Source organism: Agrobacterium tumefaciens, assembly GCA_025559845.1.
GTDB lineage: Bacteria > Pseudomonadota > Alphaproteobacteria > Rhizobiales > Rhizobiaceae > Agrobacterium.
Genome location: CP048470.1, coordinates 1,092,055 through 1,117,037 on the forward strand (window position 1 = coordinate 1,092,055; position 24,983 = coordinate 1,117,037).

A 24,983-nucleotide genomic window follows, 5' to 3' on the forward strand; every position below is an offset into this window, starting at 1 on the left:
AAAGATGTTGCCGTACCTGTACTACGATTCCGTAGCCCGGCTCCGCATCCTTGTCGAATGCCATGCGTTTTGTCGACCAGGGAAATGATCGAAAATTGCGACAAGGGACATTTCTAAAATTATTTCCAGACGCTATGGTTGCAGAGATCGGGAGGACGATCGGCACAATCGTTATAGGTGCAATGTTGGACGCAGGCGAGAGAATTGCAGGCTCTTTTGGGGCCGCAAACGCACAGTCGATGGTGACACAGCCGTTCGGGAAAACCAAACTGGCCATCACCCATCTCTGCCGTTTTTACGAAGTCGAGAGTGATCCAGTCGTACTACCGGCAGACGACGCATTTCTTGTGGTGCTTTATCTGGCGGATGTCGAGCACCGCGATCTCTGGCCGAACCGCCTTCCGACACCGCTCAGAACCTACCCGAAAGGCTCCATCTGCCTGATCAGCCTGGAGCATGGAGCCTCCATTTCAATCAAAGGGCAGTTCGAGGCACTCGCCTTCCACATCCCCCGCCAGCATCTGAAAGAGCTTCGCGAGGAAGCTGGCGAACCGCACATCGACGACCTCACCATCTGTCGGGGCATAGAGGACCGCATCATCAGCAATATCGGAGCGGCGATGATGTCGTTCTTCGAGATGCCGGAGAACACCAGATACGGCCTCCTCTTGCATGTCGGATTGGCTTTCAGTTCTCACATTGCCCATTGCTACGGCCGCTCACGCCAACTGCATTGAGCGACACATCCTAGCGATGGTCGGATTAGGCGTCGCGACCTGCGATAATGTCTTGAGCCACCAGCGCCTGCAAACGCCACAGATTGCGGTCACGAATCCCCTCGGCCTGAAGGTCAACGACAGTGTTGTGCAGATATTCGGCGCACGACCCACCCTGGCCACAAGCCTTTGCGATGAGCGACGATGCTTCCTCGATCGGCAAGGGCTGTGTCAACCCGTGACGTTTTGTGCTTGCCCAGAATGTCAGGGCCTTGCGCACGCCTTTTTCGGTTCGCACGGGAAGCCAGCGGATCATGTCCATCACCTCCCGATACCTGATCTCGCGCGCTACCAGTCCGCGAAGATCCTGGCGTCGGCGCTCAGGCGAGAGCTCAAAAACAATCCCGTCGCACCGCCCGCCACGCTCAAGCACCATCATCAGTCCCGGCTGATCGCTCGTCGCCCGCCACCGCTCAATCTTCAGTGAAAAGGATCTGTGCCACCCGAAAGCCGTTCCGCGCTGGCGGCCAACCGGTTCTAATTCGGGATTCCAGATCAGCGAACCATAGGCAAAAACCAGGAGGGGATCGGTGCCAGCTTCGCTTTCAATCCGGTCAACAAGCTGCTCCAGTTCCGCCTCGCAAAGCGGTGTCCACCCGGGTTCCGGACCATCATCTCGGACATCCCGCATGGTCAGGGCAACAAGTTCGGGCGTCAAAAGCATCATGGTCTCGATTGTTGTTCAACTCGGTCTGCAAAAATGGCCGCAGCAGTTTCCTGCTGCGGCCATGGCTCATATCACGCTTTGATGAAAGCGAGGATATCCTCGTTGAGCGTGTCTGCGTTGACGGTGAGCATACCGTGCGAGAAGCCGGGATAGGTCTTCAAAGTACCGTTTTTCAGAAGCTTGACCGCCTTGTGGGCGGAAGCGACGATCGGCACGATCTGGTCGTCTTCACCATGCAGCACCAGGGTCGCAACGCCGATCGACTTCAGGTCTTCGGTCTGGTCGGTCTCGGAGAAGGCCTTGATGCCATCGTAATGCGCCTTGGCACCACCCATCATACCCTGACGCCACCAGTTCTGGATCACCCCTTCCTGAACCGTCGCACCATCACGGTTGAAGCCGTAGAAAGGACCGGCCGGAACGTCGCGGAAGAACTGCGCCCGGTTGGCGGCAAGGGCTGAGCGGAACCCGTCAAACACCTCGATCGGCAAACCCTCTGGATTTTCTGGCGTCTTCAGCATCAGCGGCGGAACGGCCGAAACCAGAATAGCCTTGGCAACACGACCGGCAGGCTCGCCATGCTTGGCCACATAACGGGCAACCTCACCGCCACCGGTCGAATGACCGATATGCACGACGTTCTTCAGGTCGAGCGCCTCGACAACAGCAAAGGCGTCGGCAGCGTAATGGTCCATGTCGTGACCGTCCGCCACCTGGGCAGAGCGGCCATGGCCACGCCGGTCATGGGCAACAACCCGGTATCCCTTCGACAGGAAGAACAGCATCTGGGCGTCCCAGTCGTCCGAAGACAGCGGCCAGCCATGGTGAAACATGATCGGTTGGGCATCCTTCGGACCCCAGTCCTTATAGAAAATCTCTACGCCGTCCTTGGTGGTGATCGTGCTCATTGTCTTGTCTCCGTTCGCGGAATTGATGTTCGAGGTGGTTGCTGTGGCCGTTGCCGCCATGATCGGCCGTGTTGGAAATGCGGCGGCGGCCGCGAGTGTTCCGCCGAGGATCAGGGCGCTGCGGCGATTGAAGAGGGGAAATCCGGTCATGGTCTGCTCCTGGACGATTGCTGCTTACCGGCCGCGTCCGTGTTTCGATGGAAGGAAGGTAACGCGCGTCATCGCGACCAACAATTGCAACACTGATTTCGATTGAATTGCCGATTATGAAATGATCGATGCGGCTGGCAGGGTGCGGGCGGTTCACCGCACCCTGCCGAAAATTCCAGATCTGCCTTACTTGGCGGGGTTCGGTCCGATGCGCTTGCCGTGCTTGACGCGTTCTGCACCGCCATGGACGTGGGTGACGGCATAATCGATGCCCATGCCGTAAGCGCCGGAATGTTCCTTCACCAGCGACGTCACCGCATCGTAGGTTTCCTTGCGGGCCCAGTCACGCTGCCATTCCAGAAGCACCTGCTGCCAGGTCACCGGGATCACACCAGCCTGGACCATGCGGTCCATTGCGTATTTATGGGCATCGAGCGACGTGCCGCCGGAGGCATCAGCCACCATGTAGATCTCGTAATCGGCAACATCATGCAGCGCCGAAAGCGCGAAGGTCGTGTTGCACACTTCCGTCCAGAGGCCGGAAACCACGATCTTCCTGCGACCGTTGGCGGCGTTCCTGGCCAGCGCATCACGGACATTCTGGTCATCCCAGGAGTTCATCGAGGTGCGCTCGAGAATGTCGTTTTCCGGAAACACCGCCAGCAGTTCCGGGAAGGTGTTGCCGGAGAAGCTTTCGGTTTCGACCGTGGTGATGGTGGTCGGGATGTTGAAGATCTTGGCAGCCTTGGCGAGACCGACGACGTTGTTCTTCAGCGTCTGGCGGTCGATCGACTGGACGCCGAAAGCCATCTGCGGCTGCTGGTCGATGAAGATGAGCTGGCTGTTGGCGGGGGTCAGGACTTCAAGCTTCGACATGGTGGTTCTCCGTAAAATGATGGCCAAAGGCGGCTGGGTTGAAACGTCGTCGCTTGGGCGTGACCGGTGTATCTCTGGTGTTGTCCGGTGTGTCCGTCGCGTCTCTGTTGGAGCTATAACTAGCCCGACCAAACGCGGCACAGAATTGCAATAATAATTGCGAATGAATTGCGATTATTGAAACAATTAATATTCCCGATGTGGGGCGAGGAGAACGTGACGCTGCGCGTATCGCCCTTCAAAATATCACGACATCAGGCGGCCTGGGAGTGAGCGTCAAACCCGTCGTCGATGTGCATCATTCAAGCATAAAAAAGGGCTCCTCGCACGACCGGGTTACCCGACAGTGCGAAAAGCCCATGACCGATCTCACGTAAGAACGCGAGCCGGCGTTGCTCAGAGAAGATCGTAACGCTTCAGAATATCCCGGATCTTGTTGTCCTGCTCCTCATCAGGCAGCAAGGCAGGCTGTCGGCTCGCACCGACGGACGCGTCCTGAAGATAGAGCGCACGCTTCACCATGGCGGGCGCAAAGCCCAGCGCGTACAGGTCGGTGCGAAAGGCCGTATAGATTGCCTGCTGGCGTTCAGCCTCGGCAACATCGCCCGTATTGTAGCCTGTAAGAATGCCGGAGAGCACCTTTGGTAACGCGTTGCCGAGGCCGGAAATGCAACCTGCCGCGCCGTTTTGCAGTGACCAGAGAACGAGATGGTCCGGTCCCGAATAAACCTCGAAACCAGGCATCTCCTTTGCAACCTGCAAATAAGCCTCCAGCGTCTGCTGCGCGCCGCCGGAATCCTTGATACCGGCGATGTTGCCGTGAACGGCGAGTTTTCGTGCCGTTTCCGGTTCGATGTGGTTCTGGGTGCGGGCGGGAATGTCATAGAGATAGATCGGCGTCTCCACCGCGTCTGCGACAGTGGAAAAATGGCGGATCAACCCGTCCTGGGTGCAGGCAATGAAGAATGGCGTGATGACGGCAATGCCGTCGACGCCGATACGGTCGAAGGCCTTGGCAAGCTGCAGTGTTTCGAACGTGGCGGGCATGCCGGCATTGACGATGACTTTGGCGCGACCATCCACCTCGTCTACGACCTCTTCCGTCAGTCTAATTTTTTCTTCATGCGTCAGCGCGGTAAAATCACCATTGGTTCCAGCGCACATGATGTTGTTGCCTGCGGCCACCTGACGGCGAACCTGTGCGCGCGTCGCCTCGTAATTGATCGTTTCGTCCTCGTTGAAACAGGTCACGAGCGCGACAAAAGCTTGTTTCGTCATGAAAGAACTCCCATTGAATTTCAAATCGCCTGCCCTGCTCGAGCCGGGCGGTCAGTAGCATGTGTGTCAGGATCAGGGTCGAGGCTCGCAGCGAGAAGCGCACGGGTATAATCCTGTCGCGGCGCCTCGAAGACCTGCCGCACCGTGCCGAACTCGACCAATTCTCCACGCTGCATGACCATGACATGATCGGCAAAGTCCCGAACAACCGGCAGATCATGGGCGATGAAAATGAAAGACAGCCCCATCTCGCGGCGCAACTTGTCGAGAAGTGCAATGACCTGCGCCTGAACGGACACATCGAGCGCCGACACGGCCTCGTCACAGACGATAAGCCTGGGTTCAAGTGCCAGCGCGCGAGCAATGGCAATACGCTGTCTTTGACCGCCAGAGAACTGATGAGGATAGCGCCCCATATGTTCCGGCAACAAGCCCACCTGCCCGAGAAGCTCCGCGACACGTTCCCGCCATTTCGCTTTCGGCAGAATATCCGGATGGATTACCCAGGCCTCGGAAACAAGCTGGAAAACGGTCATGCGCGGATTGAGGGATTGCGTCGGGTCCTGAAACACCATCTGCAGATCGCGCCGCAGGCCGAACAGTTCGGATGGCGAGAGCTGGAACAGATCGCGGCCCTTCCAGAGCGCCTGCCCCGCATCCGGTTCGTCGAGCCGCAGCAGAATGCGCGCAAGCGTTGACTTGCCCGACCCGCTTTCGCCGACAACAGCAATAGTTTCGCCGGGCATGAGATCGAAGGAGACACCCTTCAATGCTTCAAATGCGCCATAACGTTTGCGCACATCGCGCACACTGAGCAATGCCTCGCCCGCTGCCTTCGGTTCATGCATCTCACCCTTGCCGGGTGCGGCATTGATCAGTTTGCGAGTGTAGGCATGCTGTGGGTTATGATAGACCTCGTGGACGGTCCCGGCCTCAACCAGTACGCCCTTCTCCATGACCACAACCCTATCGGCAATCTCCGCCACGACCCCCAGATCGTGGGTGATGATAAGAACCGCCATGCCGGTTTCCCGCTGCAGTTCTTTCAGCAAGGCGAGCACTTCGGCCTGCACCGTCACGTCAAGCGCGGTAGTTGGCTCGTCGGCAATCAGGAGGTCGGGTTTCAGCGCCAGCGCCATGGCAATCATGACCCTTTGCCGCTGCCCACCGGAAAATTCATGCGGGTATTTCTTTAGCGCGCGTTCAGGGTCGGGAATACCGACACGCCCCATAAGCCGAAGCGCTTCGGCTTCGGCCTTTGCCCTGTCGAGACCATGCGTCGTCATGGCTTCGCGGATTTGCCAGCCGACCGTATAGACAGGATTGAGGTGGCTGAGCGGATCCTGAAAAATCATGGCGATGCGCTTGCCATTGATCCCACGCCGCGCCTCCGTTGGCATCGTCAAAAGGTCACGACCATCAAGCAGGATCTGTCCGCCGCTGATACGCCCGGGCGGCATGTCGATCAGATTCATGATCGCTGATGACGATACCGACTTGCCGGAGCCGCTTTCGCCAAGGATCGCCAGCGTCTCGCCACGGTCGATATGGTAGGAGATATCCTTCACGGCATGGACGACGCCGCTTGCCGTATGGAATTCAACGGAAAGATTGCGGACTTCAAGAAGATGGTCAGCCATTCTTGCGGCCTTTCATTTCCAGCCGCCAGCGCTGCACCGGATCGAGCGCGATGCGCAGCCAGTTCGAAAGCAGATTAAGCGACAGTGTGGTGAGGATGATGGCAAGTCCCGGCCAGAACGACAGCCACCAGGCATTTGTCAGATATTGGCGTCCCTGCGAGATCATCAGACCCCAGGTGATTTCCGGCGGCTGGATACCGATGCCGAGGAACGACAATGCGCTTTCCGCCAGCATCACATAGGCGAAATCGAGCGTGGCAAGTGTTGTCAAAGTCGGCAGGACGACAGGCAGGATATGCCGGAAGAGAATTCGTTTTCCCGAAGCGCCCATGACCCGGGCCGCCTGAACGAACATGCGCTCGCGCACCTCAAGAACCTCGGCTCGTGTCGTGCGGATATAGACCGGGATGCGGGTAATGGAGAGAACCAGCATCAGGTTGAGAATGGACGAGCCGAGCAGATAGAGAACGATCACCGCGATCAGCAGCGACGGGAACGACATGATGACATCCGCAAGCCGCATGATGATCTGGCCTGTGCGCTCCGAAGAGAAACCGGCAATCAGTCCAAGAAGCGTTCCCACGACAGACGACAGCAGGACAGCGCCAGCGGCAATCATCAATGTGTTCTGGGTGGCTGCAATGATACGGGCAAACAGCGAGCGCCCGAGCGCATCGGCCCCCAGCCAGAAATACCATTCCCGCTGCCAGTCAAACGGCGCGAGATTGCGACCGCGCAGGTTCTGTTTCGTCGCCAGATCTCCAAGCCAGGCTGGACCGATGAAGGCGAGAACCACGACGATCAGGAGAAAGATCACGGCGCAGAGTGCGAACTTGTCGGCCCAGAGCATGCGTGCCAGGCGAACAGGAAATGATGGTTCGTCCACGATCTGTGTGTCGGCGGTTGAAAGGCTCATGGCTGAATACCCCCTCAATGGCGAATACGGGGATCGAGCAGCGCGTAGGCAAGGTCGATCAGCAGGTTCATCAGGAAGATGGCGAGGGCCGTCACCAGGATAGCCGCCAGCACCACATTAAAATCGCGCTGCAGAATGGAATCGATCATCAGCTTGCCTACGCCGGGAAAACCGAAAATCGTTTCAACGACAACGGCACCATTCAGGAGGCTCGCTGCCTGATCGCCGATCACGGTAATAACCGGTAGCATGGCGTTGCGCAGCGCGTGCACGAAGATGATTGGGCCGGATTTTACACCCTTGGCACGGGCTGTCTTGACATAGGCCGACGACAGGGCGCCGATCATCGAGCCGCGCACCACCTGCACGATGATACCGAAGGGTCGCACAAAGAGTACGGCAATCGGTAATATCCAGTGCAACAGCGAGCCGGTGCCGGATGTTGGGAGCCAGGCGAGATTGACCGAGAACACGACGATTGCGACGATCGCCAGCCAGAAATCCGGAACAGACGCGCCGACCAGCGAGATCATCGAGGCCATGCGGTCAAAAAAGCCACCGGACCGAAAGGCCGCGAGCGAGCCGATCACGATCGCCGCCGTTGTGACAAGCGACATGGTGATCAGCGCAAGCCAAAGGGTCCAGACGAAAGCCTCGGTGACGACGTCGAGCGCCGGACGCGCCTTTCTGAGCGATTCACCGAGATCACCCGTCAGCACGTCGCCTGCGTAACGGAAAAACTGCACCATCAGCGGATCGTTCAAACCGTGCAGAGCCCGGAACTGCTGTTTCATTTCCTCCGATGCCTCGACGGGCAGGAACAATGCCGCCGGATCGCCTGTCAGGCGGGAGAGAAAGAAAACCATCACGATCAGGCCGATCAACGAGATCAGGCTGGCCACGGACCGTTTACGAATGAAGCTCAACATGATCGCCTCCGGAGTTTTATGGCAACGGCGGGCACCAGGGCCCGCCGTTGCATCTGGATGGATGCTTGGACGCAGGATCTTGATGCGGCCGTTATTTGATGCCGATCTCGGAAAGCTGCAGCATCGAGTTGGTGGCGATGGTTGGCTTGAAATCCAGCCGTTCGGAAACACGCGAGAAACCGACCATGTGGAACAGCAGCACATCGGCCACGACATCATCATGCAGGTAGGCAATCAGCTCGGACCAGAGCTTTGCACGCTCGTCGCCAACCGCAGCGGATGCGCGTTCGATCAGGTCATCGACCTTGGGGTCAGAGAAACCGGCCTGCGTGCCCTTCGTGGCATATTTGAAGAACATGGTGAAGGACGGGTCACCCTTGGAGTTGTCGTGCATGGCGGCAACGATCTGAGGGCCGCGACCTTCCTTGAAGGGCTTGGAGTAGTAGCTCTCATGCTCTGCCACTTCGACGAACTTCAGGTCGATCTTGAAGCCGACATCCTGCAACTGCGACTGGATGGCTTCCATGATTTCCGTCACGTTCGGGAAGTTTGCCGTGCGGGCAATGATGGTGATCGGCGTATCGACCTTCACACCAGCGGCTTTTGCTTCCTCAAGCAGCTTCTTGGCGCCATCGGGATCGTAGGGGAACACCTTGACATCGGGGTTCCAGCCAAGCGTGGTCGGCGGAACGAGTGCCGTCGCCAATACAGCGCCATCGGGAACAAGTGTGCCGAGGAATGCCTGCCGGTCGATGGCAAGATTGAGGGCGCGACGTACCCGCACGTCGTTCAACGGTGCGATATTATGATCGAGGCGCAGATAGACCGTCTCGCTGTCGAGGTAAGAAAAATCGGTCTTGTCATTGGTCGCATCAAGCTGCGAGATCGACGGTGAAAGATCGGCTTCGCCCGTCTGTACCATGGCTGCACGAACCGACGGGTCCGCACGGAAAAGATAGGTTGCTTCAGTGACCGCAGGTTTCTTGCCCCAATAGTCATCACGTGCCGTCAGCACGATCTGCTGGCCAGGCGTCCAGTTGGTAAGCTTGTAAGGCCCGGTACCGACTGGCTCACGGATGAATTCCATCTTCGTTTCTTCGGGAACGATGGTCACCAGAGACATCAATAGCGGCAGAATGGGTTGAGCCGGATCGGTCTTGAAGTCGATGGTATTGTCGTCGACGATGGTCGGCGTCACGGTCATGCCGCCGAAGTAGCGGCGAGATTCGCACGCGTTCTTGTCGCTCATGATGCGCTCGAAGCTGTGTTTGACGTCTTTCGCGTCGAAACTGGTGCCGTCGGAGAATTTCACACCCTGACGCAAATGGAAGCGCCAGCTACCATCCGAATTCTGCTCCCATTTTTCCGCCAGTCGCGGCTGCACGCCGTTCTTGCCGCGCACATCGAGTTCGGTCAGTGTTTCACTGACATTTTCCATGATGATGCGGCCGATATTCGAGCGCGTTGCCATGCAAGGCTCAAGCAGATCCGCTTCTTCGGCCAGAACGATCTTGATGGGGCCGGAAGCCGCCATCACCGGTGATACCACGGCGGTCAGGGAGCCCATCATCAAGGCGCCCATCATCAAAGTCTTCTTCATTCCATTCTCCTCCCAGATCAGAAATTCAGTTCCATGGCAGCGCACCGCGGGGTCGTTCCCGAAAGAAGCCCCGCCTGATGTCTCAGGACATGGCGTAGCGGATGATTGTCTCCTCCACCCGTAAACAGAGCATCGACGCTAACACATTTTTTGTCAATTTATTTTTCGTAAGGATTTTTATTATGGTCAAAGCACTTTATTTTTATCATGTTATTTCAATAATTTATTAGATATCCTGACAACAGAATGCCTTTCTTATTTTTGCATTTAAACTTGACAACTTTTTGTTTTTGGAATTTTCATCGAGGCAAGAGGAGATCCAAATGACCCCTGACGACATTGCCCGGGCCATGACCGGCGCCATCGTTTCCGCTTCGAGCGAACGACAAGAAGCCTTGCTGCCTTCGCCGATGATTCAAAATCATGCGAGCTTTCTGCACCTGCTTGATGATGGCGCACTCGTCTGCGCCTGGTTTGGCGGCACACTGGAGGGAAAATCGGATATCTCGATTTTTGCATCCGTGCTGTTACCCGGCACTTCAAACTGGGGAGAGGCACAGCGGCTGAGCCACGATCCTGACCACTCCGAGCAGAACCCGGTCCTGTTTACCGCGCCCGATGGCACGCTCTGGCTGTTTCATACGGCCCAGCCGTCAGGCAATCAGGACGAATGCCGTATCCGCATGGCCAGGATCGTTCGTGACATATCCGCGCCTGAAAAGCTCTCGTCTGAAGAGGGGCATTTCCTCGACCTGCCAAGGGGATGCTTTGTCCGGGCGCCCCTTTCCATTCGTGATGATGGAGCCTGGCTTCTGCCGATCTTCCGCTGCGTCCAGCGCCCCGGTCAAAAGTGGAATGGCAGTCATGATACGGCGGCCCTCGGCGTCTCGGAAGATGGCGGCAAGACATGGCGTCTGGAGGATCTTGCTGATTCCATCGGCTGCGTTCACATGAGCCCCGTTGCCAGCACAACGTCGTCCTATTCCGCCTTTTTCCGCCGCCGGCAGGCCGACTTTGTCTACCGCACACAAAGCAGCGATGGCGGCCGCAACTGGTCTGCGCCACAGCCAACCGATGTGCCGAACAACAACTCCTCCATTGCCGCAATCCGCTTGAAGGACGGCCGGCTGGCGATGATCTGCAACCCCACCAGTGCGGCGCAATCGAGCGACCGGCGCGCTTCGCTCTATGACGAGCTGGGGGAAGACGACAAACGTCCGGATGCCGACCCGACGGGCGGCTGCGTTCCGGTGTGGGGTGTGCCGCGTGCACCTCTCAGCGTCTGCCTGTCCGAAGACGACGGCCTGTCATTTCCAACCCGCCTCCTGATCGAGGACGGCCCTGGCACATGCCTTTCCAATGACTCGACAGACGGACGCAACAAGGAAATGTCCTATCCCTGGCTTCTTGAGGCACCGGACGGCACGCTCCATCTGAGCTACACCTATTATCGACGCGCGATCAAATATGTCCGGCTTGCTCCGGGCTGGGCCGACAAGACGGACGGGAGAAAGTGATGAGCAATATCATTGGTATCACCATGGGCGATCCATGTGGGGTTGGTCCGGAAATTACCGTCCGGGCACTGGCCGAAATGTCATCCACGGATCGTGCTGCCACCCGTATCTATGGAAACCTCGCCACGCTTGAGGCGGCGCGGGAAGCACTTGGCGTCAGCATCGACCTCACATCCCATGTTGTCGATCTGCCTGTGGAAGGCGCTCCTCTTCCATGGGGGACATTATCACCGGTGGCAGGCGACGCCGCATTCCGCTTCATTGAGCGGGCCGTGCGCGATGCCGAAGCAGGCACGATCGGCTGCATCGTCACCGCACCGATCAATAAGGAAGCGCTCAATCTGGCGGGACACCATTATGATGGTCACACCGGCATGCTCCGCAGCCTGACCGGCTCAACGGCCGCCTATATGCTGCTGGCGTCGGAACGGCTGAAAGTCATTCATGTCTCAACCCACGTCTCTCTCCAGGAAGCGATCCGCCGGGCCACCACAGAACGGGTGCTGGCGACAATCCGCGCCGGTAACGACCACTTGAAGCGCATCGGTTATGAACGTCCGCGCATCGCCGTCGCAGGCATCAACCCGCATTGCGGCGAAAACGGTCTCTTCGGAACAGAGGATGACGATCAGATCGCGCCGGCGGTTGCCGCAGCACGCGCCGAAGGCATTGAGGTGCATGGGCCGATCTCCGCCGATACGGTCTTCCATCGCGCCTATTCCGGCGCTTTCGATCTTGTGGTGGCGCAATATCACGATCAGGGACACATCCCGATCAAGCTCGTCGCCTTCGATACCGCGGTCAACGTCTCGGTAGACCTTCCGATCGATCGTACCTCCGTCGACCATGGCACCGCCTTCGACATTGCCGGCAAGGGCATTGCCAATCACGGCAACATGAACGCCGCCATCGCCTATGCCCGCAAGCTCGTGGCCGGCGAAAGCCGGAAAGGATGACAGCATGTTTAAAGCACCCATACTCATCCACCAGCCGCGCCGGCTTGTCGTCGGTGCAGGCACGATTTCCGAAGCTGGCGCCTGGGCAGGAGAAACCGCCTCGACACTGGTGATCGCCACACCTCTGACCGCAAAATTTATCGATCGGCTCCAACTAAAGGGCCCTTTTACAGTCTTTGACGCCATTCCCGGGGAACCCGACACAGCAACGCTTGATGCTGCATTGGCGGCGGCACGTGCCGCAAAACCCGAGCTCGTCATCGGCCTTGGCGGCGGCTCCGTCATGGACGTGGCAAAACTGGTCGCCTCGCTCTGGAATTCCTCTCAGACGCTCGAAGACGTTGCAGGTCCGAACAAGGTTGCCGGACGCGATACGAAGCTGATCCAGATCGCCACGACAGCGGGCACCGGTTCTGAGGCCGGCATCCGTTCGCTCATCACCGATCCGGTCAAGGGCAACAAGATTGCCGTCGAGAGCCCGTTCATGATCGCCGATCTGGCGATCCTCGACCCTGAGTTGACCTATTCCGTGCCGCCAGCGGTGACGGCAGCCACCGGCGTCGATGCCATGGCGCATTGCGTGGAAGCCTTCACCAATCGCAAGGCGCATCCAATGATCGACGGTTTCGCACGCATGGGCTTCACACTGGTCGGCAAATATCTGGCGCGTGCCGTGCAGAATGGTGAGGACACCGAAGCGCGTGAAGGCATGATGCTCGCTTCCTATTACGGCGGCATTTGCCTGGGCCCTGTCAACACGGCGGCCGGTCATGCCATCGCTTATCCGCTTGGCACGCTTCTGCATCTGCCCCATGGCCTTGCCAACGCCGTTGTCTTTCCACACGTTCTGGCCTTCAACCAGCCTGCGGTTTCACAAAAGACGGCAGAAGTGGCCAGCGCTCTCGGGATTCGCGATCACCTCGCCCAGGACGAGCTTCGCAAGGCGGCCACGGAGTTTTGCGCCAATCTTGGCATCGAGATGTCGCTCGCCCGCCACGGCGCTACGGAAGCTGACCTTGTCCGTTATGCGCAGGATGCCCACGCAATCCGCCGGCTGATGGACAACAATCCGGTCGATATGAGTGTCGACGACGTGCTTGGCATTTACCGCCACGCATTCTGATTGCAGCGCCGGTGCGCCCCATAGCGCATCGGCCAATGCCAAACTCTGCTTTTATGGATCAACCGACATTCGAAGATTCAAACAGGCGGTCACGCGAACCTGTGAGATGGTTGAGCATCAATTGCCGCGCCGCATCGGCGTCGCCGTCGGCAATGGCCTTTGCAATGGCTTCATGCTCCGCAAACACGCGCGCCAATCCTGATGCCTCGCGTTTGACCGACATGCCGTGAAACTTCATGCCAACGGCAATGTGATCCTTCAGCGCTTCCATCGCCGTCGAGAAATAGCTGTTGCGTGCCGCCCGCGCGATGGCGAGATGGAACTGGTAGTCGGCGTCTTCCCGGTGAGACTGGCGGTTCGTCGCATCACGAAGCATTTCCAGCGCTTTTTTGATGGCTGCCAGCCGTTCGCCATCATGACGCAACGCCGCAGCCGCGGCCGCAGCCGGTTCCAGCGTCAGGCGAAACTCGTAACAGTTCAGGAGATCGGCGACATTTTCGAGTTGGCCAAAGCCCAGCGGCTCACGCATGCCAACCGCTCGAACATAGCTGCCAGACCCTCTGCGGGAATAGATAAAGCCCTGATCACGCAAGCGCCGAAGAGCTTCACGCACCACTGGTCGCGAAACTTCGAATTCCATTGCCAGCTCATGTTCTGTCGGCAGGCGTTCGTCAGGCTTATAGGCACCGGATTTGATGGCCCTGTGCATGCGCTCGAAAATGATGTCGGGAAGTGCCTTGCGTGCCGTTTCTCGTGTCAGCGCCATCTTGTCAGCTCTCTCCAGCATCATGTCTGCCCAGCATCATCTTCGCAATTTGCGTCAACGTCCCAGCTTGCCCAAAACCACCCGATTTCGCAATTATGCAATGGTCGCCCGAAACGCCGACACCCAGACCCGGCAGGCATTCACCTGCAAGGCGCAGCCGGGAAATGCCCATGGCACGAAGAACGGCTTCCGCCGTTGCGCCACCGGACAGAAGAAGCGTTCTGGCGCTCGCCGTCAACATCGGCACGACACCTGCTGCAAGGTGATCGGATACATCCTGATGAGAACAGCTTTGCGATCCCTGCGTTGCCTGCACCAGAACAGGCCCGGACGTGTCAGCTTCATCCTGCGGCACGACGCCGTTCGGAGCGGCCAGCGTTCTTACCAGAGCTGCGGCAACAAGATGATCGATCTGTGAGAGGGTGATCGGGTCGCGTGAACCGATCACGAAAAGGCCCTTGCCTTCTGGCACCTCCGCAGGTTCGGTCGCTGTGCGGCCAGTCATCTGCTGGGCAAGCGCCTCCGCGAGACCCCGTGCCCCGATCAGCAGATCGACGCCATTCTCCTGCGCTTTCACAAGCGCAACGCGCAGATCTTCCTGTGAAGCGACATCAGGAACTGTGCTGCGTCCGGCATGTCTCCCTAACGTCGCGCTGATCGATATGGGTTCATCGACACCAAAACCCTGCAGCGACCCATTGGCGACAACCCGGCCAAAATCCGGAATGGCGGGCACAACCAGTGCTCGACCAAAAGAAATCGCGTCCAGTTCAGCCGCAATATGCCCTTTCAAACGGGAATCTATTTTTTTGAACAGCACGACATCGCCAGGCAGCAACGCCAACAGCGTTTTTGTTCGGTGCTGCGCTTCCTCGGCTGTCCCATCGCGACAGCCAAGATTGACGCTCAGAACATCCGGAGCTTCCGCAAGAGCAGCTTGAACCCCGTCGAGATCCATGGCGATCTCCGTCACCAAGCCGCGTCCCGCGAAGGGAGCGGCGGCGTCCAAAGCACCGGTCAGATCATCGGCAAAGATTAACAGCACAGCTTAGATCCCAGAATAAGTTGTCATGTTTTTTCACTGTAAATGCGTTTATAATCAAATGAAAGAACGTTGTGAATAACAAACTATGACAAGTTCATTCCGGACGTTATGCAGCCCTTGGATGATTTCGTGCTTGAGAGAAGAAAAACGCATCTAGGGAGGCATCGATCCCATCGCTGCCAGACGGATTGCCTGTTCTGTCTCGGTCCGACTACAAAATAAAAATGGCCGGCAGTTACCTGCCGGCCAAAAAGCAATCATTCGTCAACCGAGCCTGAGGCTGGCGCGCCTAAAGTGAAAAGCGCGGCGTTTACCACGCCGCCTTGGAGATCTCAGACCGCGAGGAAGCCGCCGTCAACTGGCAGAACGGCGCCCGAAATCATCCGGCTGTCGTCGGAGAGCAGAAGCGCGATGCTTTGCGCAACTTCTTCCGCCTCAGCGAAGCGGTTGAGCGGGTGGCGCACCATCATCGGATTGCTCTTTACCGGATCGCTCCAGGCTTCGGCGGCCAGTTCCGTCAAGGTGATCGTCGGGGCAACAGCATTCACGCGGATGCCGTGCGCACCAAGTTCCTTGGCCATCACGCGCGTCGCGCCTTCAAGGCCTGCCTTGGACGCGGCATAGCACAGATGATCCTGAAAACCACGATGGCCTGCAATCGACGTGATGTTGACAATCGCGCCGCCGCCGCCAGCAGCAACACGCGCGCGCGCAAATTCCTGGCAGGTGATGAGTGCTGCGCGCAGATTGATGCCCAACACCGCCTCGTAGCCGGCCTCGGTCACATCAAGTACGCTTTCCAGCACGTTGATGCCGGCGCTGTTGATCAGAAAGTCGCAGGTACCAGCCTCTGCCATCGCGGCCCGGGTTGCTGCAGCATCGGCAAGATCGACACGGATCGAGCGACCACCGATTTCCGCCTTCAGGCTGTCGAGGTCGGACTGTGTGCGGCTGAGCGCGACGACATCGGCTCCGCGTTCGGCCATAAGCCGGGCACAGGCGCGACCAATACCCTTGCCTGCACCGGTGATGATAACGGATTTACCGGAAAACTGCATGAAACCCTCGAAATGTTATGGCCCGCAAGCCGAAAGAGACGTCAAAGAAAAAGCCTGCCGAAACCGGTCAGTGCGACAGAAGTGCCGCGTCGTTGTCGCGAATCTGCCGCGCTGTGCGCTGCAACGTCAGGAAGGCGTCATAACGAGCATTCTGCACAGCCTGCATCTTCACATCGGGTTCGCACCGCGTGGCAACACGTGACATGGCCGGCATCGCTGCACGCAAGTCAGGGAAAACGCCAGCCGCAACAGCACCGAGCATCGCAGACCCCAGAAGCACCGGCTCTTCGCACGCCGTAACTTCGATTGGGCAACCGGTGGCGTCGGCCAGAAGCTGGCGTGTCAGAGGATGTGCGCCAGCACCGCCGCTCACGCTGATCGTTTCAATCGGCGCGCCGTGACGTGCCTGTGTTTCAATGATCTGACGCAAGCCATATCCAAGACCGCATATGCCAGCCACATAGAGCGCAACCAGCGAGTCTGGTCCGGTTTCCATGCCGTAGCCCATGATGACCGCACGCGCATGCGGATCGGCAAACGGCGCACGATTGCCGAGAAACTCTGGGACGACATGCATTTCATCGGCCAGACGCACGGCCGCAGAGGCCGATCCGCCGAGTTCCAATGCCCTGTCGGCCAACCATTGCGGCAACGACTTGCCCTCGGCTTTGGCCGAAGCTGTGGCTTCTGCAGTCGCGGGATGGAGCTGCACCAACTGGTCGATCGCGGCTCCGGCTGCGGATTGTCCGCCTTCGTTCAGCCATGTCCCCGGTACCATCGCAGAGTAATAAGGGCCCCACACACCCGGCACGAAGGCGGGTTCGGCCGTGGTGGTCATGGTGCAGGACGACGTGCCGAAGACATAACCGAGGCAGCGGAAAGCATCACCGCCTGCTGCGACCGTTCCGATGCCACCGGCATGTGCATCGATAAGCCCGGCGGCAACCGCAGTACCGGGGCGCAGGCCCATGGCTTTTGCTGCAGCCTCATTCAGACCGCTTCCGAGAGCCGTACCCGGATGGACGACGCTCTGCCCGATACGGGCGAAGCCCTGGTCGACAAGATCGCCGAGTCCAATTTGGCGAAAATACCCTGCATCCCAGCGCTCTTCATGCGCCAGATAGGTCCATTTGCAGGTCACGGTGCAGGCGGAGCGATCCAGCGCGCCACTGGCTTTCCACGTCAGAAAATCTGTCAGGTCAAAAAAATGTTCGGCGCGAACGTAGGTCTCTGGCCGGTTCTCGCGCAGCCACACCAGTTTCGGCGTTTCCATTTCCGGGGAAATGCGGCCGCCGACATACTTCAGTACGTCGTGACCTTCGGCATTGATACGCTCCGCCTGGACGACCGCGCGATGATCCATCCAGACGATGATATCGCGTTCAGGGTGAGCTGGATCGCCAACCGGCAAGGTTTCATTGTTCGGGCCACGCACGACGAGCGAGCAGGTTGCGTCAAAGCCGATGCCGGCGACCGCAGCCGGGTCAATCCCGGCGCGGGTTACGCTTTCCTGAACGGATTCGCAGACGGCCTGCCAAACCTGTTCGCTCGATTGTTCCACGATGCCGCCATCCTCGCGGTGCATGGCAAGGGGCCGCCGGGCCGTGGCCAGCAAGCCGCCCGCCGCGTCGAACACACCCGCTCGCGCTGAGCCTGTTCCGACATCGACACCGATCAGATATTGCGCCATCGCAGTTCTCCTTTTTTACAACCGGCTCAGACGCGGTCGAAGTTGGTCGGCAGGACCAGCATATCGCGGATCGTGACCGTGCGCTTGCGGGTCAGCATGTAGACAACCGCGTCTGCGACTTCGCTGGCATCGATGAGGCTGCCGGATTCCTTGGCCTTGCGGAGATTTTCTTCCGGCCAGTCAGCCAGCAGCGCCGAAACGACCGGACCAGGCGAAACCTGGGCAACACGCACACCATGCGGGATCATCTGGCGACGCATGCCCTGAACGAAGCTGGTGATCGCCCACTTCGAACCCGAATAGACCGGCTCCCAATAGGTCGGGAAATGACCGGCGATCGAGCATGTGACAACGATGTCGCCAGTCTTGCGCTCGCTCATGTGCGGGACAACGGCCTGAACATTCTTCATCACCGCGTTGACGTTGAGGTTCAACATGCGGTCGATCGCTTCAGGTGTCGTCTCGGAGAGTTCGCCGCCAATATAGGTGCCAGCGTTGCAGTACAGGATATCGATATGATCGACCTTCTGCAGGATTTCCGGCACCATCGCGTTGCAGCTATCTGCGTCCAGCAGGTTGGTGACCTGCGGAATAGCCTTCTCGCCCAGCTTGCCGGCAAGTTCTTTCAAGGCAGCTTCATTCCAGTCGACCATGACCACAGTCGCACCCTGCGCCAGCAGAGCTTCAGTGGTGGCGAGACCGATCCCCGATGCTGCGCCGGTGATGACGGCGATCTTGCCTTGCAATGATTCAGACATTCCATTCTCCTGTTTTGGAAAGATTCCGGGGCTGGCTCAACGCCACTCGCGCCCGATATAGATGGCCAGCAGGATGATGCCGCCCTTGATGACGTCCTGCAGGTAGGGGTTGATGCCCATGAGGTTGAGGCCGTTGTTGAGGATGCCAAGCAGCACCGCACCGATCAGCGTGCCCAGGATCAGGCCACGGCCGCCGGCAATCGCCGTACCGCCAAGCACGACTGCCGCAATGGCATCGAGCTCGAAGCCGACACCGGCATTCGGCTGACCGCTCATCAAACGACCGATCAGGATCATTGCGGCAATTGCCGAGGTGAAACCGGAAATACCGTAGACGGCCAGCTTCACACGGCGTGTCTTGACGCCGGAAAGACGCGCGGCATTTTCATTGCCGCCGAGTGCGTAGACATGCCGGCCGAAAGCGGTGCGCTGCAGAAGCACCCAAGCAAGGGCGTAAACAACGACCATGATAACGACTGGCACCGGGATGACACCAATGCGGCCGACGCCAAACCAGGAAATCCAGCTTGGAATGCCACTGACCGGATAACCGCCGGAATAGATGAGGCCGAGACCGCGTGCCATGCCCATGGTTGCCAGTGTCACGATGATCGCAGGCATCTTGCCCCATGCGACCAGCACACCATTGATCAGACCGATACCCAGGCCGATGAACAGGCCGATCACCAGTGCCAGTTCAGCAGGCAGGCCCGATTTGACCATCAGACCGGCACTCAAGGTGCCAACCAAAGCCATAACAGCGCCAACAGACAGATCGATACCGCCCGTTAGGATTACGAAGGTCATGCCTACGGCGAGGATGCCGACGACCGAGACCTGACGCAGCACGTTCATGATGTTGCCGAGGCTGAAGAAGTTATCGCTTGCAAGCGACATCAGCACGGAAACGACGATGAGGCCGATCAGCGGCAGGGCCAGCGGTGATTGCAGCACGCGCAGAATGTTCAGCCCGCCGGACTTACCGGCGGCTTCGGTGTTTGCATCATACGACATGTTCAACTCTCCCCGTCGTTGCGTGGGTCATTATTGTTTCGGAATTGACGTCTTCGCCCTGAACGGTGGCGACGATCCCGCCGGAGCGGAACACGCAGACACGGTCGGACATGCCGATCACTTCGGGCAGTTCAGACGAAATCATGATGATCGAGTAACCCTTGGCGGTGAACTCGCGCATCAGGGCGTAAATCTCGGCCTTGGCGCCAACATCGATGCCGCGCGTCGGCTCGTCGAAAATCAGCACCTGCATGTCATGGTTCAGCCAGCGGGCAATGACCACTTTCTGCTGGTTGCCACCGGAAAGCGTGTCGACCCTTGCCAGCGGCCCCTGGGCCTTGACGCGCACCTGGCCCATGGCAGTGCGCGTGCAATCCATTTCTTTCTTCAAATCGATGAACCAGTGGTTCTTGCGATATTTGCAATAATTGTTGAGCGAGATGTTCTGCAGGATCGAGAAGCTGGTGATCAGTCCCTCGTCCTTGCGGCTCTCCGGCAAGAGACCGATGCCATTTTCAAGTCCCTCATCAGGACCGGAAATGCGTTTCTCCACGCCATTCAGACGGATCTTGCAGCGTGCCGCGGAATAGGCGCCAAGCATGGCGAGGACGGTTTCCGTGCGACCCGAACCGACAAGTCCGGCAAAGCCCAAGATTTCGCCCTTGCGTAGTGCAAACCGCGAAATCGGCCCGCCTTTCTTGAGCTGGATTTCCTCAGCCTCGATAACAAGCGGCAGGGCCGGATCGAGTGTCGGCTTGGGCGGAAAGCTGTTTTCGATGCGGCGACCGACCATCATTTCGACCAGCCGGTCGTTATCGACGTCCGATACTGCGCAGGAACCGATGAACTCGCCATCGCGCAATACAGTGATGCGGTCGCAGATCTCGAAGATTTCTTCCAGATGGTGCGAAATGAAGATGATCGCGACGCCCTGCTTGCGCAGTTCGCGCATGACCTTGAAGAGATGCTCGACTTCCGAGGGTGTCAGCGTCGCGGTCGGCTCGTCCAGCACGAGGATGCGCGCATCCAGCGACAGAGCCTTGGCGATTTCAACAAACTGCTGTTCGGCGACCGACAGGCGATGAACCGGCACGTCGAGCGGCACATCGACGGACAGCCTGCCCATGATCTCGGCGGCGCGCTGACGCATGGCCTTGCGATTGAGCAGACCAAAGGCACCGCGCATCTCGCGGGCGAGGAACATGTTGTCCACCGCATCCAGATAGGGGATCAGGCTGAATTCCTGAAAGACGATGCCGATACCGGCCGCGATCGCCTCATCGTAATTGGCAAACTGATGGGCGACACCTTCGATATGTATCTCGCCTTCAGACGGCTTGATGATGCCGCAGAGAATTTTCATCAAGGTCGACTTGCCAGCGCCGTTCTCGCCGAGAAGCGCATGAACTTCGCCCGTACGGACGTCGAGATCAACGCCGTGCAGGACCTCGATCTTGCCGAAACTCTTTTTTATTCCGTTCAGCTTCAGCATTTCGCCCTCCTGAATGGTTCGGACCTAGAGGGCGGTGCGTCCTGATGGACGGTCGCAGGCCGCTCTAACGTATTTTACATCTACGCATCGCGCATCATCACGACTGATCGTGTTTCTGCGCGATGCGATAGGGTGCTCCGCCCCCAGTCAAGGACCGAGGACGGAGCTGGGAGGAACTGTTACCAGCTGAAATCAGCGGCGTTTTTGCTGTCCACGACCATAACGTCGATCGGAACTTCCTTCGGCACGACGCGAGCGCCCCACTTCTGGGCAAGCGCCATGGCAAGGCCGACGCGAACCTGGTCACGCGGGAACTGAGCCGTGGTCTGGATGAAAGGCGTGCCGTCAGCAATGGCCTTGACCGCTTCCGGTGCACCATCAACCGAGGTCAGCTTGATGTCCTTGCCGGAACCCTGAATAGCGGCCATGGCGCCCATTGCACCACCGTCATTGACCGAGAAGATGCCGGCCAGGTTCGGGTGCGACTGGATCATGTTTTCCACGACGCCGAGAGCAACCGAGCGGTCCTGACGACCGTTCTGGGTGTCAACGAGTTTGATCTCAGGGAATTCAGCGAGTGCTGCCTTGCAACCTTCAACACGCTGCAGGATCGGAACAACCGGAATGCCGTCGAGGATCGCAACTTCGCCCTTGCCGCCGAGCGTGTCACCCAGGTACTTGCACGACATGTAACCGGCGTCGCGGTTCTTGGAACCAACGAAGGTATCGACCGGGCCATTGGCGTTTGCGTCAACAGCAACAACGGTTACACCGGCAGCCTTTGCGGCATGGACGGCGGCTTCGATGCCGGCACTATCGGTCGGGTTGAGAAGCAGAATGTCGATCTTCTGCTGCAGCATGTCTTCAACGTCGGAAATCTGCTTTGCCACGTCGTGACCGGCGTCGGTTACGACCACATCCGCACCGATGCTGGCGGCAGCTTCTTTCAGCGCTTCCTGCATGGAAACGAAATAGGGGTTGTTCAGCTCCTGAAAGGTCATGCCGATCTTGAGCTTGTCCTGGGCAACGGCAGGAGCGGCGATCAGCGCCAATGCGACGGAAGCTGTAAGAAGAGACAATTTCATGTAATTTCCTCCCTTGGGATAATTGCGGACAGCACATGTCCGTTTCCGGATGGCGCCATGCCGCCCGAATTGGTTGAAATCAGTGGTGTCGTGTCATGTTACTCCGCCATGACGAACGCCTTTTGGGCCGCGAATGTCGTGCGGAATTGGGATGGAGACATTCCCTTGAACTTCAGGAAATGCCGGTTGAAATTCGAAAGGTTCGAGAACCCGACATCGTAGCAGATTTCTGCAACCTTGACGTCCTGATCGGTGAGCAGCATCTGGCAGGCGAGATCGATCCGCAGCTGATTGCGATAACGCACCAGGGTCGTTCCGGTATGGCGCTTGAAGGCGCGGGAAAACGCACTCTGGCTTTGCCCGACCATTTCGGCCAACTCGCCCTCCTCGATCTGCTCGGTCAGATGTTCACGCAAGTGCGACAAGGCGCGGTTGATGCCGCTATCGCCAATGCCCGTCAGATCAAGCTCGAAGCTAAGGCTCGCCAGAACTTCATAATGCGGCGCATTGACCAGGAGATCGAGAATTTCCCAGAACAGTGCGAGGCGCGCCATACCCTGCGCCTCCAGCAACCGCTCCATCACCGGGCGCACCTTGGCGCTGGTTTCCTCATCGAACAGCAGACCCCGGCGGCTACGCTCAAGCAGCGGACGAAGCGCGTCCATTTCCGGCATCGACGAGCAGGCGTCCTCGATGAACGGCTCGGGAAACTGGATAACCAGAGAGCGGGCTGGCACAACCTCGCCGGGCTCGATCTCGCTGATCCAGTTCTGCGGCAGGTTGGGGCCCGTCATGATGAGCTGGCCTGGGCCAAAGCTGCCGACGAAGTCGCCGATATAGAACGTGCCCGATGTCGCTACTACGAGGTGGATTTCATATTCGGGGTGGTAATGCCAGCGCACCGTGCGGAACGGATAGCCATGCCGCCAGGCAGCGAAGGATTCGCCCTTGCGTATATGGACAAGTTCCAGATCGGGTTGCATTGACGTCCTCTCCCTTTGCACGCTGGCCCATCAAAGGGCTGGGCGTCTGGCTCCTCGTTCCAAGCACCGCCCCGGCGTTGGCAGAAACCATAGGGCCGCCGCCGATCCATGATCCACATCACCGCGGAATAAATACTGATACTTTTTTGACTCATTCATGCCGGAAATTGAAGAGTGCGCCATTTGCAGCATTTCGGCCAAATGCCGCAAAGCAACCGAAAATACTGCAATGCAGCAGTATTTCAACGCTGACAAAGCGATTCACAAGCTATTTTAGAGACTTGATAGCTCAGTTTTGCTAATTCTGAATTTTTCGTGATGTCGCGAAGCGGGCAGAAAAGACTTGTACTTTTCGCATAATCTCATGCGATTTTCGTATCGGCACACCGTAAAGTAGCGGAAATTGCGCCTGGCATCTCGATGCGGTTGCGGCGCGGCAACGTTGCGGCCGGATATTGAAGGTGCCGCCGTCTGGAGACCGCGACACCCAATTCTTGTTTTACTGCGGCATGACGATTTGCAGTTTGACGTCTGTCTCACGCGCTTCCACAGCGCGGTCGAAACCGGCAATGCTGTCATCAAACGCGATGGTCGCAGAAATCAATGGCTTCAGATCGACCTTTCCGGACGCGATAAGCGCAACGGCGCGGTCATAGACGTTGGCGTAACGGAAAACGGTTTCGAGACGCAGTTCCTTTGCCTGCAGGCCGACGATATCGACCGGCACCGGATCAACCGGCATACCGACCAGCACGATCGCACCACCCGGACGAGCAAGCTTTGCCATGCCGAGGATTGCAGGGGCCGCACCGGAGCACTCGAAGACAACATCGCAACCCCAGCCGTCGGTGATTTCGGCCACCGCGTCGGGCAACGAACGCTCGCGAATATTGACGGTCTCAATGCCGTCATATGCGCCAATGATATCCAGTTTGGGCTGAGCGAGATCGGCAACGATGACCTTGGCGCAACCGCCGGCCAATGCGGCAAGCGCAACCATCATCCCGATCGGGCCGGCACCGGTCACCACGGCAACATCACCTGGCTGGATACGGGCACGAAGTGCCGCCTGCATGCCAATCGCAAAAGGCTCGACCATGGCGCCTTCGGCAAACGAAACATTGTCCGGCAGCTTGTAGGTAAATGCGGCAGGATGGATAACTTCAGGCGTCAGGCAACCATGCACTGGCGGCGTTGCCCAGAACGTGACGGCCGGGTCGACATTATAGATGCCGAGCTTTGCAGCACGGGACGTCGGATCCGGAATGCCGGGCTCCATGCACACGCGATCGCCAACCTTGAGGTGCGAAACCTCCGAGCCGGTCTCGATGATCGTGCCAGACGCCTCGTGGCCCAGCACCATCGGCGCGTTTACGATGAAGTGGCCGATCTTGCCGTGCGTGTAATAATGCACGTCCGAACCGCAGATTCCGACCGTGTGGGTGCGAATGCGCACATCCTTCGGGCCCAGCGTTGCCGGAATATCGAAATCTCTGAGCGACAGCTTGCCTTTTTCTTCCAGAACCAGCGCTTTCATCGCATCCTCCTTCTGTTCCAAAATGCCGATGATGTTTCGGAGAAAGGTGATGAAGGAGAGTGTTGGGCAAAGTAAATAGAAATTCACGTCAGCAGTTGCTTTTCTTTGTGCGCAGGAAAAAGCGTATCAGGGAATGAAGCCCTTTCCTTCCAGTCCAGCCGGTTTTGCACATACTCGAGCAAAAACTGGCATGCACGATTCGATCAATTCAAAGGCAAT

22 protein-coding genes are annotated in these 24,983 nt (G+C 58.3%); 4 read left to right on the plus strand and 18 right to left on the minus strand.

Annotated elements, in window-relative coordinates:
- Positions 1 to 239 precede the first annotated feature (239 nt).
- Positions 240 to 737 (plus strand): hypothetical protein, encoded by a 498-nt coding sequence (locus tag FY156_21400; protein ID UXS04065.1) that lies wholly within the window; start codon positions 240 to 242, stop codon positions 735 to 737.
- 25 nt (positions 738 to 762) lie between these two features.
- Here the strand turns inward: FY156_21400 and FY156_21405 are convergent, their stop codons facing one another.
- From FY156_21405 to FY156_21440, 8 genes are all read right to left on the minus strand, one after another.
- On the minus strand, positions 763 to 1,440 hold the full coding sequence (locus FY156_21405) for a gamma-glutamylcyclotransferase (GenBank protein UXS04066.1): 678 nt from the start codon (positions 1,438 to 1,440) through the stop codon (positions 763 to 765).
- Positions 1,441 to 1,514: 74 nt separating this feature from the next.
- Positions 1,515 to 2,501 (minus strand): alpha/beta hydrolase, encoded by a 987-nt coding sequence (locus tag FY156_21410; GenBank protein ID UXS04067.1) that lies wholly within the window; start codon positions 2,499 to 2,501, stop codon positions 1,515 to 1,517.
- Between the two features lie 186 nt (positions 2,502 to 2,687).
- Positions 2,688 to 3,377: a hydrolase gene (locus tag FY156_21415; GenBank protein ID UXS04068.1), complete on the minus strand. Its 690-nt coding sequence runs from the start codon at positions 3,375 to 3,377 to the stop codon at positions 2,688 to 2,690.
- 396 nt (positions 3,378 to 3,773) lie between these two features.
- Complete coding sequence (locus tag FY156_21420) at positions 3,774 to 4,655, minus strand: dihydrodipicolinate synthase family protein (GenBank protein ID UXS04069.1); 882 nt, start codon at positions 4,653 to 4,655, stop codon at positions 3,774 to 3,776.
- A gap of 20 nt (positions 4,656 to 4,675) precedes the next feature.
- Complete coding sequence (locus FY156_21425) at positions 4,676 to 6,295, minus strand: ABC transporter ATP-binding protein (GenBank protein ID UXS04070.1); 1,620 nt, start codon at positions 6,293 to 6,295, stop codon at positions 4,676 to 4,678.
- A complete protein-coding gene (locus tag FY156_21430) occupies positions 6,288 to 7,211 on the minus strand; it encodes an ABC transporter permease (protein ID UXS04071.1) in 924 nt (307 codons plus the stop codon). Before FY156_21430 ends, FY156_21425 begins: the two co-directional genes overlap by 8 nt.
- Before the next feature lie 14 nt (positions 7,212 to 7,225).
- Complete coding sequence (locus FY156_21435) at positions 7,226 to 8,140, minus strand: ABC transporter permease (protein UXS04072.1); 915 nt, start codon at positions 8,138 to 8,140, stop codon at positions 7,226 to 7,228.
- Between the two features lie 91 nt (positions 8,141 to 8,231).
- Positions 8,232 to 9,740, minus strand: a complete 1,509-nt coding sequence (locus tag FY156_21440; protein ID UXS04073.1) for a peptide ABC transporter substrate-binding protein — start codon at positions 9,738 to 9,740, stop codon at positions 8,232 to 8,234.
- 323 nt (positions 9,741 to 10,063) lie between these two features.
- On the opposite strand from FY156_21440, the gene FY156_21445 reads away from it, so the two are divergent.
- From FY156_21445 to FY156_21455, 3 genes are read left to right on the plus strand one after another with little or no spacing between them, the layout of a single operon-like run.
- A complete protein-coding gene (locus FY156_21445; protein UXS04074.1) occupies positions 10,064 to 11,257 on the plus strand; it encodes a glycosyl hydrolase in 1,194 nt (397 codons plus the stop codon).
- Positions 11,257 to 12,213, plus strand: a complete 957-nt coding sequence (gene pdxA / locus FY156_21450) for a 4-hydroxythreonine-4-phosphate dehydrogenase PdxA (GenBank protein ID UXS04075.1) — start codon at positions 11,257 to 11,259, stop codon at positions 12,211 to 12,213. The genes FY156_21445 and pdxA overlap by 1 nt, the downstream gene beginning before the upstream one ends.
- Positions 12,214 to 12,217: 4 nt before the next feature.
- On the plus strand, positions 12,218 to 13,336 hold the full coding sequence (locus FY156_21455; GenBank protein UXS04076.1) for an iron-containing alcohol dehydrogenase: 1,119 nt from the start codon (positions 12,218 to 12,220) through the stop codon (positions 13,334 to 13,336).
- A 58-nt stretch (positions 13,337 to 13,394) separates the two neighbouring features.
- Here FY156_21455 and FY156_21460 read toward each other — a convergent pair whose 3' ends face one another.
- The 10 genes from FY156_21460 to FY156_21505 form a co-directional block, all read right to left on the minus strand.
- Entirely contained in the window at positions 13,395 to 14,102 is a 708-nt protein-coding gene (locus FY156_21460) for a FadR family transcriptional regulator (protein UXS05188.1), read from the minus strand.
- Positions 14,103 to 14,106: 4 nt separating this feature from the next.
- Complete coding sequence (locus FY156_21465; GenBank protein UXS04077.1) at positions 14,107 to 15,147, minus strand: four-carbon acid sugar kinase family protein; 1,041 nt, start codon at positions 15,145 to 15,147, stop codon at positions 14,107 to 14,109.
- A 332-nt stretch (positions 15,148 to 15,479) separates the two neighbouring features.
- Positions 15,480 to 16,205 (minus strand): SDR family oxidoreductase, encoded by a 726-nt coding sequence (locus tag FY156_21470; protein UXS04078.1) that lies wholly within the window; start codon positions 16,203 to 16,205, stop codon positions 15,480 to 15,482.
- 67 nt (positions 16,206 to 16,272) lie between these two features.
- Positions 16,273 to 17,895: an FGGY-family carbohydrate kinase gene (locus tag FY156_21475; protein ID UXS04079.1), complete on the minus strand. Its 1,623-nt coding sequence runs from the start codon at positions 17,893 to 17,895 to the stop codon at positions 16,273 to 16,275.
- A 26-nt stretch (positions 17,896 to 17,921) separates the two neighbouring features.
- Positions 17,922 to 18,653 carry an SDR family oxidoreductase gene (locus FY156_21480; protein UXS04080.1) on the minus strand — a complete coding sequence of 244 codons (732 nt, stop codon included), beginning with the start codon at positions 18,651 to 18,653 and terminating at the stop codon, positions 17,922 to 17,924.
- A 36-nt stretch (positions 18,654 to 18,689) separates the two neighbouring features.
- Positions 18,690 to 19,667, minus strand: coding sequence for a ribose ABC transporter permease (locus FY156_21485; protein ID UXS04081.1), 978 nt, complete (start codon positions 19,665 to 19,667; stop codon positions 18,690 to 18,692).
- Positions 19,657 to 21,159 (minus strand): sugar ABC transporter ATP-binding protein, encoded by a 1,503-nt coding sequence (locus FY156_21490; GenBank protein ID UXS04082.1) that lies wholly within the window; start codon positions 21,157 to 21,159, stop codon positions 19,657 to 19,659. Before FY156_21490 ends, FY156_21485 begins: the two co-directional genes overlap by 11 nt.
- A gap of 179 nt (positions 21,160 to 21,338) precedes the next feature.
- A complete protein-coding gene (locus tag FY156_21495) occupies positions 21,339 to 22,244 on the minus strand; it encodes an ABC transporter substrate-binding protein (GenBank protein UXS04083.1) in 906 nt (301 codons plus the stop codon).
- Positions 22,245 to 22,342: 98 nt separating this feature from the next.
- Entirely contained in the window at positions 22,343 to 23,227 is an 885-nt protein-coding gene (locus tag FY156_21500; GenBank protein ID UXS04084.1) for an AraC family transcriptional regulator, read from the minus strand.
- Between the two features lie 499 nt (positions 23,228 to 23,726).
- The gene (locus tag FY156_21505; GenBank protein ID UXS04085.1) at positions 23,727 to 24,764 is read right to left on the minus strand and encodes an NAD(P)-dependent alcohol dehydrogenase; all 1,038 of its coding nucleotides are present in this window, start codon (positions 24,762 to 24,764) and stop codon (positions 23,727 to 23,729) included.
- Positions 24,765 to 24,983: the final 219 nt, after the last annotated feature.